This window comes from Pseudomonas sp. P1.8, from assembly GCF_001269805.1.
Lineage (GTDB): Bacteria > Pseudomonadota > Gammaproteobacteria > Pseudomonadales > Pseudomonadaceae > Aquipseudomonas.
On the sequence record NZ_LHVM01000007.1, the window covers coordinates 137,963 to 149,974 of the forward strand.

10 protein-coding genes are annotated in these 12,012 nt (G+C 58.9%); 4 read left to right on the top strand and 6 right to left on the bottom strand.

The window, feature by feature from the left end:
• The first annotated feature begins 134 nt into the window (after window positions 1-134).
• Complete coding sequence (locus tag AD668_RS04445) at window positions 135-422, top strand: DUF3509 domain-containing protein (RefSeq protein WP_053155110.1); 288 nt, start codon at window positions 135-137, stop codon at window positions 420-422.
• A gap of 170 nt (window positions 423-592) precedes the next feature.
• Here AD668_RS04445 and AD668_RS04450 read toward each other — a convergent pair whose 3' ends face one another.
• Together AD668_RS04450 and AD668_RS04455 are read right to left on the bottom strand one after the other, a co-directional pair.
• On the bottom strand, window positions 593-1,561 hold the full coding sequence (locus tag AD668_RS04450) for a TIGR02285 family protein (protein ID WP_053155112.1): 969 nt from the start codon (window positions 1,559-1,561) through the stop codon (window positions 593-595).
• Entirely contained in the window at window positions 1,515-2,714 is a 1,200-nt protein-coding gene (locus AD668_RS04455) for a CaiB/BaiF CoA-transferase family protein (RefSeq protein WP_053155115.1), read from the bottom strand. The genes AD668_RS04450 and AD668_RS04455 overlap by 47 nt, the downstream gene beginning before the upstream one ends.
• 147 nt (window positions 2,715-2,861) lie before the next feature.
• Between AD668_RS04455 and AD668_RS04460 the strand changes: the two genes are divergently transcribed.
• The 3 genes from AD668_RS04460 to AD668_RS04470 all read left to right on the top strand — a co-directional run bounded on the left by AD668_RS04460 (window position 2,862) and on the right by AD668_RS04470 (window position 6,556).
• Window positions 2,862-3,404: a YaeQ family protein gene (locus AD668_RS04460; RefSeq protein ID WP_053155117.1), complete on the top strand. Its 543-nt coding sequence runs from the start codon at window positions 2,862-2,864 to the stop codon at window positions 3,402-3,404.
• A gap of 57 nt (window positions 3,405-3,461) precedes the next feature.
• Window positions 3,462-5,171, top strand: a complete 1,710-nt coding sequence (gene recJ / locus AD668_RS04465; protein WP_053155119.1) for a single-stranded-DNA-specific exonuclease RecJ — start codon at window positions 3,462-3,464, stop codon at window positions 5,169-5,171.
• A gap of 278 nt (window positions 5,172-5,449) precedes the next feature.
• Window positions 5,450-6,556 (top strand): NADH:flavin oxidoreductase/NADH oxidase, encoded by a 1,107-nt coding sequence (locus tag AD668_RS04470; RefSeq protein ID WP_053155121.1) that lies wholly within the window; start codon window positions 5,450-5,452, stop codon window positions 6,554-6,556.
• Window positions 6,557-6,622: 66 nt separating this feature from the next.
• On the opposite strand, the gene glpD is transcribed toward AD668_RS04470, so the two are convergent.
• The 4 genes from glpD to AD668_RS04490 form a co-directional block, all read right to left on the bottom strand.
• Window positions 6,623-8,161: a glycerol-3-phosphate dehydrogenase gene (gene glpD, locus AD668_RS04475; protein ID WP_053155123.1), complete on the bottom strand. Its 1,539-nt coding sequence runs from the start codon at window positions 8,159-8,161 to the stop codon at window positions 6,623-6,625.
• A 260-nt stretch (window positions 8,162-8,421) separates the two neighbouring features.
• A complete protein-coding gene (locus AD668_RS04480; RefSeq protein WP_053155124.1) occupies window positions 8,422-9,177 on the bottom strand; it encodes a DeoR/GlpR family transcriptional regulator in 756 nt (251 codons plus the stop codon).
• 95 nt (window positions 9,178-9,272) lie between these two features.
• Window positions 9,273-10,778: a glycerol kinase GlpK gene (gene glpK / locus AD668_RS04485; RefSeq protein WP_053155126.1), complete on the bottom strand. Its 1,506-nt coding sequence runs from the start codon at window positions 10,776-10,778 to the stop codon at window positions 9,273-9,275.
• A 75-nt stretch (window positions 10,779-10,853) separates the two neighbouring features.
• On the bottom strand, window positions 10,854-11,705 hold the full coding sequence (locus AD668_RS04490) for an MIP/aquaporin family protein (RefSeq protein WP_053155129.1): 852 nt from the start codon (window positions 11,703-11,705) through the stop codon (window positions 10,854-10,856).
• Between the last annotated feature and the right edge of the window lie 307 nt (window positions 11,706-12,012).

Consider the following 12,012-nt stretch of genomic DNA (forward strand, 5'->3'; position numbering starts at 1 on the left):
CCGTGCATGCTCACTTGACTTGATTCGCGGGTGCGCCCTGCGGTCAATCTCCAGAACTTTCTTCTCGGGCCCGTGGTCATTTATTGCAGACACGCCCAAGGCACGTTGTTTCGGACTATTGAGTGGAGATCGGGATGGAAAGTATCAGTCTATTGCTCGGTGAGGCGCTGAGCCCGTATCAAGTCACAATGACCCCTTCAGGCATTCATGGCGAATGTTTGGTAACCCTGAAGAATTCGATGGGCGCCACGGTCGTCAAGCGTGTGTTCAATCAGGCCCAGTTGAACGACAAGCGCTTGCTGACGGACGTGGTCGATGGATTGCATCGCGACGTGCTGATTGCGGAGGGACGCCTGGAGCCCTGTGTCATCGCAGCGTTGCGCAATGCTGCTCAGGACAAGTTGATGGCCAGCCGCAATTGAAGGGATTTCGCTGGGAACCTTCCTGCGCGCAGGTCTGTCAGATCGGGTAATAGCAGGATCAAGCATTGTGCTCCGGTGCTTGTAGCTTGCTACTACGGGTCTTTATGTAGGCCACGTTTAACCCCGGGTAGTCTCCCCACTGCTCGGGGTTTCTTTTTGCCCGCGATTAATCAGTGCCTGTCCTGTTCCTCAAAAAATGCCCTGGCAGCCTTCAGATAATCGCTGCGGCTTTCCGGATCGAGCCAGGCCGCGTACGCCTCGCTCAATGGCTCACGGGACAGGGCGCGTAGCAGTCGATTGATCTCGATAATCGCCTGTCGGCCCTGTGGCGTGTCGGTACAGCCGATGTAGCCTGACAGGTACTTACCTGTGCCGCGAATCGGGTAGAACTGCAATTCATCCTCTGCGATCCCCTCCTGCTGCGCCTGGTAGCGAATCTCCGGACGATAGCCCAACAGCAGTTGCAAGCGTCCCAGGCGTTGCATTTGCAGCAGGCTGCCCAAAGCGTCGTTGCCGTAATGGAGTGCAAGCGACTGGGGCGGCGCTTGTTTCAAGAGTGCGTCGAGGTATTCGCCGTAGTTGCGCTCGGCAACAATTCCCAGAGTGACGCTGCCGGTCGCCAACAGCGCCGACAGGTCCACCTCGCCGTCCTTGATGAACGGGGTCAATACGTCGCGATCAGCACGCCGCACGGCCAGACCATTGCTCATGGCACGAAAGACCGGGCTGGAGAACGCGATCCAGGTTTCGCGCTCCTTGCTCCAGTTCAGCGCCGCATCGCACGTGAACGTTGACTCATGGAGCATTTGCAGGCCGCGTGCGCGATTGACCATCATCACGCTGTGTTGGTATTGAGGCATGCTGGTAATCAATTGCGTTAACAGCTGATCGATGACGCCCTGATCTTTTTTTGGTCCTTCGAAAATGAACAGCGGCGGCAAATCGCGCTTGAGCCAAACCAGGGTTTCCCTGGGTTGCGCCAGCGTCGAGGGAGGCAGGGCGGCGATCAGGAGCGCGCCTGCCATGGCGCACATCGCCGGTCCGTTTCGCCACCGGCAGTGCTTGATGACTCTCGCAAACAGACGCTTCAGCTCAGATGGCTCCGTCTTTGCGCAGTTGTGTGATCTGCGACGCGTCATAGCCAAGTTCCTGGAGTACCTGCGCGTTGTGCTCGCCCAGTTGAGGCCCTACCCATTCACAATCACCGGGTGTCTCAGAGAGTTTCGGCACAATTCCCGGCATCTTGAAATCTTTGCCATCCGGCAGCTTGGCTTGCAGGAACATTTCCCGGGCGAGGTACTGCGGATCGCTGAACATGTCTTCGGCACTGAAGATCCGGCTGGCCGGTACTTCGGCTTGATTCAAACGTTCGATGACAGTGTCCAAGGGCAGCGAGTTGACCCAGCGATCGATGACCCCGTAAAGCTCATCGCGGCGGGTATCACGGCCGTCGTTGCTGGCAAGTAGAGGATCGTTGGCCAGGTCTTCGCGGCCAATGATCAGCATGAAGCGTTTGAAGATCGCGTCGCCGTTCGCGCCGATCTGCACGTGCTTGCCGTCAGCGCTGGTGTGAATCGAAGACGGAGTGATGCCGGGCATGATATTGCCAGTGCGCTCGCGGATGAAGCCGAATACGTCGAACTCCGGGACCATGCTTTCCATCATGGCGAAGATCGCTTCATACAGCGCCACATCGACCACCTGGCCTTGGCCACCGTTGACTTCTCGATGACGCAAGGCCATCAGCGCCCCGATCACGCCCCACAGTGCGGCTATCGAGTCCCCGATGGAAATACCGGTGCGCACCGGTGGTCGGTCCTCGAAACCGGTGATATAGCGCAGGCCGCCCATGGATTCACCGACGGCGCCAAAGCCTGGCTGGTCTTTCATCGGGCCGGTCTGGCCGAATCCCGAGAGCCGCACCATGACCAGTTTCGGGTTCAACGCGTGCAGGACCTCCCAGCCCAGACCGAGTTTTTCCAGTACACCAGGGCGAAAATTCTCGATCAGGATGTCCGCTTCGCCCAGCAGCTTTTTCAGAATCGCCAAGCCTTCCGGATGCTTCAAGTTCAGGGTCAGGGACTTTTTGTTGCGTGCCTGAACGAACCACCACAACGAAGTGCCTTCATACAGCTTGCGCCATTTTCGCAGCGGATCGCCGCCATCCGGGGATTCGATCTTGATCACATCGGCGCCGAATTCAGCGCAAATCCGCGACGCAAAGGGACCGGCGATCAGTGTCCCCAATTCGATGACTTTCAGACCTGAGAGCGGTTTGGCGGTGAGCGGCATGCTGGTTCCTGTAGGACAAAGGTTGAGCGAGTACAGCGTTTTAACATAGCCGACTGTCAGGCGCCCAAGGTTGATCGCCATCTATTCGTGGAATGCTTGCCGCATCGGTTAGACTTGCCGCCTTTCCCCGTATCAAGAAGCCCGTTCATGGCCCAGCCGTCCACGACCTACAAGTTTGAATTGAACCTCACCGACCTCGACCGCAGCGTCTACGAGAGCGTCAAGCAGACCATCGCCCGACATCCTTCGGAAACCGAAGAACGCATGACCGTGCGCCTGCTGGCCTACGCCCTCTGGTACAACGAACAGCTGTCTTTTGGCCGTGGTCTGTCAGAAGTGGATGAACCGGCCCTGTGGGAAAAAAGCCTGGATGACCGTGTCCTGCACTGGATCGAAGTCGGCCAACCCGATGCCGATCGCCTGACCTGGTGCTCGCGCCGCACTGAGCGCACCAGCCTGCTGGCCTACGGCAGTTTGCGCGTCTGGGAAGGCAAGGTAATCCCGGCGATCAAGAATCTGAAAAACGTTCATATTGCGGCAGTCCCTCAGGAAGTCCTGGAGACCCTGGCCAAAGACATGCCTCGCGTGATCAAGTGGGATGTGATGATCAGCGAAGGGACGATTTTCGTCACCGACGACCGTGGTCAGCATGAAGTCCAGTTGCAATGGTTGTCGGGTGAGCGCGGCTGATCCCTCGCCGCTCATCCGGTTTTACCCTACCTAATCAAGAGAAGCCCCTGTCACCCCATGCGCATCGAACCCCGCCTGCTGCCCGACACCCTGCCATTTCTCGGTGATATTCCGCCGCTGCTGACCCGCCTGTATGCCGCGCGGGGCGTGCAGTCTGAAGCCGAACTGGACAAGAGCCTGGCGCGACTGATTCCGTTCCAGAAGCTCAAGGGCATCGAGGCGGCGGTGGATTTGCTGGTGATTGCGCTCGAGCAGCGTCAGCGGATCCTGATCGTTGGCGACTTCGACGCCGACGGCGCCACGGCCAGTACCGTGGGGACCTTGGGTTTGCGCTTGCTGGGTGCGGCGCATGTCGATTACCTGGTCCCGAATCGCTTCGATTACGGCTACGGCCTGACACCGGAGATCGTTGCCGTGGCGCTGGAACGTCAGCCTCAGTTGCTGATCACCGTGGACAACGGCATCTCCAGTGTCGAGGGTGTAGCGGCGGCGAAGCAGGCCGGGCTCAGTGTACTGGTCACCGATCACCACTTGCCCGGTGACGAACTGCCTCTGGCCGATGCCATCGTCAATCCGAATCAGCCCGGCTGCGAGTTCCCGAGCAAGGCGCTGGCGGGTGTCGGGGTGATTTTCTATGTGCTGATGGCCTTGCGTGCGCGATTGCGCGAGCTCGGCTGGTACGCGAACACGCCGCAGCCGAACATCGGCGAATTGCTTGATCTGGTGGCTTTGGGCAGCGTCGCCGACGTGGTTCCACTGGATGCCAACAACCGGATTCTGGTGCATCAGGGCCTGGAGCGCATTCGTGCTGGACGTGCCCGGCCGGGGATCAAGGCGATCCTCGAAGTGGCCAAGCGTGACCACACGCGCATCACTTCGACCGACCTGGGCTTCATCGTCGGCCCGCGCCTGAACGCGGCGGGGCGACTGGATGACATGAGCCTGGGCATCGAATGCCTGCTGACCGACGACGCCGGGCTGGCACGCGAAATGGCGGCTCAACTGGATGGCATGAACCAAGACCGCAAATCCATCGAGCAAGGCATGCAGCGTGAGGCGCTGGCGCAGCTCAAGGATTTGCCGGTGGAATCGATGCCGTTCGGTTTGTGTCTGTTCGATCCCGAGTGGCATCAGGGCGTCATCGGCATCCTCGCGTCGCGCATGAAAGAGCGTTACTTCCGACCGACCATTGCCTTCGCCGATGCTGGCGATGGCTTGCTCAAAGGCTCGGGACGTTCGGTCCAGGGCTTTCACATTCGTGATGCCCTGAGCGTGGTGGCGGCGCAGCATCCGAACCTGATCACCAAATACGGTGGTCATGCGATGGCGGCCGGCCTGACACTACCGGAAGCGAATTTTCCGCTGTTCGTCGAAGCCTTTGATGCTGAAGTGCGTCGGCAACTGCGCGAAGAAGACCTGACCGGGCGCTTGCTGTCGGACGGCACGCTGGCGGTGGAAGAGTTTCACCTGGAACTGGCCCGCGCCCTGCGCCATGCGGGTCCTTGGGGCCAGCATTTTCCTGAACCGTTGTTTCACGGTGTGTTCCAGTTGGTCGAGCAGCGCGTTGTCGGTGAACGGCATCTTAAAGTCGTGCTGAAGAGCGAGTGCGGCTCGGTCAAACTCGATGGCATTGCCTTCGGGATCGACCGCGACATCTGGCCCAATCCAACGATCAAATGGGTAGAACTGGCCTATAAGCTCGACCTCAACGAGTTTCGTGGGAACGAGACGGTTCAACTGATGATTGCCCACATCGAACCGCGTTGACCCCACACCTGTAGGAGCGAGCTCGCTCGCGATGGACGTGAACGATGGCGCTGGGAACCTGATACACCGCGGTGTCCTGTCGTCCATCGCGAGCGAGCTCGCTCCTACAAGGGGGCGACATCCCCCGATGTCGACTAGGCTCTAAGCACTGCTTGATTATCCTTGTGACGTTTTGTCCATTTTTTGCCCGCGGGGGCGGGTGCTGTAGCTTTTTCCTGTCACTCGTCGACTTTTCAAACAGAACCCTGGAGCCTGCCCACTGATTCGAGAGGTGCCCCATGAGTCTGCTGCTTGAACCCTATACCCTTCGCCAATTGACCCTTCCCAACCGTGTCGCGGTCTCACCAATGTGCCAATACTCAAGTGTTGACGGCCTGGCCAATGACTGGCATCTGGTCCACCTCGGCAGCCGCGCGATCGGCGGGGCCGGGCTGGTGTTTACCGAAGCCACGGCGATCACTGCCGACGGGCGCATCACCGCGCAGGACCTTGGCCTGTGGAACGATGAACAGATCGAGCCTTTGCAACGCATCACTCGCTTCATCGCGGCGCAAGGCGCCGTAGCCGGTATTCAACTGGCCCATGCCGGTCGCAAGGCCAGTACTTACAGACCGTGGCTGGGCAAGCACGGCAGCGTCAAACCCGACGAGGGTGGCTGGGTTCCGGTCGGCCCTTCACCGATTGCTTTCGATCCCCAGCACACCCAGCCCAAGCAGCTGGATGAAGGCGAGATCGCCACCGTCATCCAGGCCTTTGTCGAAGCGGCCAAGCGCGCGCTGACTGCAGGATTCAAGGTGGTCGAAGTCCATGCCGCCCACGGTTACCTGTTGCATCAATTTCTTTCACCCTTGAGTAATCAACGCCGCGATCAGTACGGCGGTTCGTTCGAAAACCGCATCCGGCTAGTGCTCCAGGTCACCGAAGCGGTGCGTGCGGCGTGGCCGGAAGAGTTGCCAGTGTTTGTCCGCGTCTCGGCGACCGATTGGGTGGAGGACGGTTGGAACCCGGATGAAACCGTGGAGCTGGCACGGCGCCTCAAGAACCTGGGTGTGGATTTGATCGATGTTTCTTCGGGTGGCACAGCGGTGAACGCCGAAATCCCCACAGGCCCCGGCTATCAGACCCGATTCGCCGAGCGTGTGCGCAAAGAGTCAGGCATCGCCACCGGCACCGTCGGCATGATTACCGAGCCGGCCCAGGCCGAGCACATTCTGCGCACCTGTCAGGCGGACATCATTTTCCTGGCGCGTGAATTGTTGCGCGATCCGTACTGGGCGCTGCATGCGGATGACGATCTGGGCGGACGCAAGGCGGTCTGGCCGGCGCAGTACCAACGAGCGACCCATCGCGAGCAGCCGATCCACGAGTCGGATCTGCGCGACTAAAACCATCGGCATGAAAAAGCCCCTGAATCGAGAGATGCAGGGGCTTTTCTTTGCGCCGAATGCCAATCAGGCCGCTTGAATTTTGCTGCGGTTCTGCTCGACTTTATTCAGGTAGTCCTTGAGTTTTTCCTGCTCCGCGGCGGTGGTGAACAAACCGAGCTTGCTGCGACGCCACAGGATGTCGTGGGCGGTGGTGGCCCATTCTTCGCTGCACAGGTAATCGACTTCGCGGGTGTAGAGACCGCCGCCGATGTGTTCGCCCAGATCCCTCAGACTCTCAACGCCTTCGAGCATGCGCCAGGTGCGGCTACCGTAGGTCGTGGCCCAGCGGCGCGCGATTTCGCTTGGGACCCAGTCGAACTGGTCGCGAATGCGCGAGCTCAGGGCTTGCGGCGTGGTCATGTCTTCACCGCCCGGCAGCGTGGCGTTGGCGGTCCAGCTCGGCTGGATGTGCTTGAAGTACGGTGCCAGTTGCGTCAGCGCCGACTCGGCCAGTTTGCGGTAGGTGGTGAGCTTGCCGCCGAACACCGACAACAAAGGTGCCTCTTCGCCGGCGCCGGACAGTGCGAGGGTGTAGTCGCGGGTCACGGCGGACGGGTTATCGGATTCGTCGTTGCACAGCGGCCGTACGCCGGAATAGCTGTGCAGGATATCGTCGCGGCCGATCTGCTTTTTGAAGTGTGCGTTGACCACCTTCAACAGGTAGTCGGTCTCGCCGTCGGTAATCGCCACTTTCGCCGGATCGCCGGTGTACTCGCGGTCAGTGGTGCCGATCAGGGTGAAGTGGTTCAAGTACGGAATGGTGAACACGATGCGCTGATCTTCGTTTTGCAGGATGTGCGCGTGTTCGCCTTCGTACAGCTTCGGAACGATCAGGTGGCTGCCCTGAATCAAGCGAATGCCGTAAGGCGATTCCATCTTCAGATCGTCGCGAATGAATTTGGCAACCCATGGGCCGGCGGCGTTCACCAGTGCCTTGGCGCGGATGGAAAACAGGCTGCCGTCGGCACGCTCCAGATGCAGATGCCATAGGCCTTTGGTGCGGCGCGCGCTGACGCAACGGGTCAGGGTATGAACGTGAGCGCCTTTTTCCCGGGCCGCCATGGCGTTCAATACCACCAGACGCGCATCGTCGACCCAGCAGTCGGAATATTCGAAGCCTTTGGTGATCTCACTTTTGAGCGCGCTGTCCGGTCCGAATTTCAGGCTTTTCGAACCTTCAAGCTGTTCGCGCTTGCCCAGGTTGTCATAGAGGAACAATCCGGCGCGGATCATCCAGGCCGGGCGCAGGTGAGGGCGGTGTGGCAGCACGAAGCGCATTTGCTTGACGATGTGCGGTGCCTTGGCCAGCAGCACTTCGCGCTCAGCCAGGGCTTCGCGAACGAGACGGAATTCGTAATGTTCCAGGTAACGCAGGCCGCCATGGATCAGCTTGCTGCTGGCTGAAGAGGTGTGGCTGGCCAAATCATCCTTTTCGCAAAGGAACACCGAAAGCCCTCGGCCGGCAGCATCCGCTGCGATCCCCACGCCATTGATCCCGCCACCGATGACAGCGATATCGTAGACCTCGGAAAGAGGGGGCGTAGGCAAGGTAGAAGTGGGCATCGGCTCGGGCCTCGGAATTCTTTGGTGTTCTGTATTTGAATTCGAACATTTATGTTCATTTGCGAAAATACTAGCCCATAAAGACGCGCACAGCCAGCCGGCTTCGATTGAAAATACTCATCAAAGGGCCATTAAAGGAAAATTTACGAACATTGTCTTGAGGGGGATTGATTGTAGGAGTTGGCTTGCTGGCGATGGCGCTCTTGAAAACGCCATCGCGAGCAAGCCGGCTCCTACAGGTTGTTTAACCGCCTTCGGCGTTAAACAACTTCCAGCCGAACCTTGTGCTGGTTCAACAACTGCGCCAGCGCCGGGGACGGCTGCTGATCGGTCACCAGGCAATCGACCAGGCTGATCGGCCCCAGGCGAATCATGGCGTTGCGCCCGAATTTGCTGGAGTCGGCCGCCAGGATCACCTGCCGAGCGTTAGCGATGATCGCTTGGGATACCCGCACTTCCTGATAATCGAAGTCCAGCAGGCTGCCGTCTTCATCAATGCCGCTGATCCCGACCAGGGCGAAATCGACTTTGAACTGGTTGATGAAATCGACGCTGGCCTGACCGACGACACCACCGTCGCGCCGCACGTTGCCCCCGGTCAACAGAACGTCGAAGTCGTCCTTGGCACTGAGCATGGAGGCGACATGCAGGTTATTGGTGATGATCTTCAGGTGATTGTGATTGAGCAGTGCACGGGCAATGGATTCTGTGGTCGTGCCGATGTTGATGAACAACGAGGCATGGTCGGGAATCTGTGCGGCAATCGCTTCGGCGATTCGCTGCTTTTCATCGCGCATCTGATCGGCGCGCATGGCATAGGCGGTGTTTTCGACACTGGAGTCGTAAGCCGCGCCGCCATGGTAGCGCCGCAACAGATTGGCTTCCGCGAGCTGGTTGATATCGCGGCGAATGGTCTGCGGAGTGACAACGAACAGCGTGGCCATTTCCTCGATGCTGACGTAGCCGCGTTCACGGACCAGTTCGAGGATTTGCTGCTGACGGGGAGGCAGATTCATGGGGCGTCCTTTGGGCTGCCGTGCAAAATTTGCCCATGATGCCGCAGGAATCGGCTCCCGACCAGTTACATACAGATACGAGTCTGCATCCTGCCTTATTCAGCTTCGTCTTCGGCCGCCCAATCGCGGGTCCGGCTGACGGCTTTTTTCCAGCTGGCGTAGAGTTTTTCCTTCGCCGATTCGTCAAGGGTGGGTTCGAATTGACGTTCAATCACGGCCTTGCCACGCAACTCTTCCAGGCTGCCCCAGAATCCACAAGCCAGGCCCGCCAGGTATGCGGCGCCCAACGCGGTGGTTTCGCGCATTTGTGGTCGTTCGACTTGGGTGCCGAGGATGTCGGCCTGGAACTGCATCAGGAAATTGTTCGCCACGGCGCCACCGTCTACGCGCAGGGCCTTGAGTCGTTCGCCGGAGTCCTGCTGCATGGCATCGAGAACGTCGCGAGTCTGATAGGCGATCGATTCCAGCGCTGCACGAATAATGTGATCCACTCGAACGCCGCGGGTCAGGCCAAACAGTGCGCCACGTGCATACGGATCCCAGTAGGGTGCGCCAAGGCCGGTGAAGGCCGGCACCAGGTATACGCCATTGCTGTCCTTGACCTTGTTGGCAAAGTACTCGGTGTCGTGGGCGTCGTTGATGATCTTCAGTTCGTCGCGCAACCACTGCACGGTGGAGCCGCCGTTGAACACCGCGCCCTCCAGGGCATAGGCCACTTCGCCGCGGGGACCGCAAGCGATGGTGGTGAGCATGCCGTGCCGGGATTTCACCGCTTTGTCGCCGGTGTTCATCAACAGGAAGCAGCCGGTGCCGTAGGTGTTTTTCGCCTGGCCGGGCTCGACGCACATTTGCCCGAACAGGGCGGCTTGCTGGTCACCGGCGATACCGCCGATGGCAATGCCGCTTTTGGTACGGCCATAAATCTCAGAAGACGACTTAACTTCCGGCAACATTTCGCGGGGAATATCCAACACCTCCAGCATCTTCGCATCCCACTCCAGCGTGTGGATGTTGAAGAGCATGGTGCGCGAGGCGTTGGTGTAATCGGTGACATGCACCTTGCCGCCGGTAAATTTCCAGATCAGCCAGCTGTCGACAGTACCGAACAGCAGCTCGCCGTTGCGCGCACGCTCACGGCTGCCTTCGACGTTGTCGAGGATCCACTTGAGTTTGGTGCCGGAGAAGTACGGGTCGGTGACCAGGCCAGTGGTGTCGCTGATGTATTGCTCGTGGCCATCGCGTTTGAGCTGCTGGCAGATTTCGGTGCTGCGCCGGCACTGCCAGACGATGGCGTTGTAGATCGGACGACCGGTGTTCTTGTCCCAGACCACGGTGGTTTCACGCTGGTTGGTGATGCCGATGGCCGCGACCTGATCGTGATGCAGGCCGGCTTGCGCCAGGGCCTCAACCATCACTGCGCTTTGGGTGGCGAAGATTTCCATCGGGTCGTGTTCGACCCAGCCGGCTTGTGGGTAATGCTGTGCGAACTCCCGTTGGGCGGTGCAGACCACGTTTGCGTCACGGTCGAAAATGATCGCACGGGAGCTGGTCGTACCCTGATCGAGGGCAATGATGTAGTTCTTATTCTGTGTGTCGGTCATGTCGATTGCCTTGGACGAAATAAGGGAGTGAGGTCTGGCGCGTGATCAAAGGGCAGGGGGCACGCGCCAACGGTATCAAGAAGTTCTGGGTTTGCCGTCAATGGCAGCTGTTGCTTCCTTTGTAGCAGGTACGGCGCTCGGCAGATGGCGGGCAATCAGCCCGCGATAGGCGGCGGCACCCAGGCAGGCGCCGACAATCGGCGCGAAAACCGGAATCAGGAAGTAAGGAGTATCGCGTCCGCCAGTGAGGGAAATTTCACCCCAGCCAGCGAAGAATGTCATCAGCTTTGGACCGAAGTCCCGCGCCGGGTTCATCGCGAAGCCAGTCAGTGGTCCCATTGAGCTGCCGATCACGGCAATCAGCAGACCGATCAGCAGCGGCGCCAGCGGGCCTTTTGGCAACCCGTTGTTGTCGTCGGTCAGGGACATGATCACGCCCATCAGGATGGCGGTGATGATCACTTCGACCAGAAATGCCTGGGCAGTGGTCAGAGCAGGGTTCGGGAACGTGGAGAAAACCGACGCCAATTCAAGGCTGGCCTGGCTGCCGCGAACCATATTGTGAAGCTGTTCGAAATCGAAGAACAGGTTGCTGTAGAGCGTATAAACCAACAACGCTCCACAGAAGGCTCCCGCGACTTGGGCGAGAATGTAGAAAGGCAATTTGCGCTTTTCAAAGCCGGCGAAAATGCTCAGTGCGATGCTGACGGCGGGGTTCAAATGAGCACCGGAAACCCCGGCGGTCAAGTAAATCGCCATGCTCACGCCGACGCCCCAGATAATGCTGATTTCCCAAAGGCCAAAACTGGCACCCGCGACCTTGAGCGCAGCAACGCAGCCTGTACCAAAAAATATCAGCAGCGCGGTACCCAGAAACTCGGCCATGCACTGGCTCGAGAGCGACGGTTGTTGTAAAGCGGTCGTCATTGAAACCTCGTTGTTTTTGTTGTCTGACGCTTTCTAGCCATCATGGTCGAAGCGCGTTTTCACCGTGGCAGGAATCCCATCCTAGTCGCGGTTAACTGCCGTGTATTGCTGTAGGAAATTTCGCTTTGTTTCATAAACGAAAAAATATAGACAAGAAACGCTGCTGTCAAAGGTCGAAAGTGAACTGTCGGTCATAAAGAAACTATTCGTCGCGTGAATGAACGAATGACTGGATGGCCGTGAGTGCGAAGTACACAAGCTGAAACAAAGCCGCCATAGAGCCTTTTGTGGACCAATGTCCTAGAAT

Bases quoted from the DNA above. Each gene is read 5' to 3' on its own strand.
- AD668_RS04445 (WP_053155110.1), top strand. From the start codon at position 135: ATGGAAAGTATCAGTCTATTGCTCGGTGAGGCGCTGAGCCCGTATCAA.
- AD668_RS04450 (WP_053155112.1), bottom strand. From the start codon at position 1,561: ATGACGCGTCGCAGATCACACAACTGCGCAAAGACGGAGCCATCTGAG.
- AD668_RS04455 (WP_053155115.1), bottom strand. From the start codon at position 2,714: ATGCCGCTCACCGCCAAACCGCTCTCAGGTCTGAAAGTCATCGAATTG.
- AD668_RS04460 (WP_053155117.1), top strand. From the start codon at position 2,862: ATGGCCCAGCCGTCCACGACCTACAAGTTTGAATTGAACCTCACCGAC.
- recJ (WP_053155119.1), top strand. From the start codon at position 3,462: ATGCGCATCGAACCCCGCCTGCTGCCCGACACCCTGCCATTTCTCGGT.
- AD668_RS04470 (WP_053155121.1), top strand. From the start codon at position 5,450: ATGAGTCTGCTGCTTGAACCCTATACCCTTCGCCAATTGACCCTTCCC.
- glpD (WP_053155123.1), bottom strand. From the start codon at position 8,161: ATGCCCACTTCTACCTTGCCTACGCCCCCTCTTTCCGAGGTCTACGAT.
- AD668_RS04480 (WP_053155124.1), bottom strand. From the start codon at position 9,177: ATGAATCTGCCTCCCCGTCAGCAGCAAATCCTCGAACTGGTCCGTGAA.
- glpK (WP_053155126.1), bottom strand. From the start codon at position 10,778: ATGACCGACACACAGAATAAGAACTACATCATTGCCCTCGATCAGGGT.
- AD668_RS04490 (WP_053155129.1), bottom strand. From the start codon at position 11,705: ATGACGACCGCTTTACAACAACCGTCGCTCTCGAGCCAGTGCATGGCC.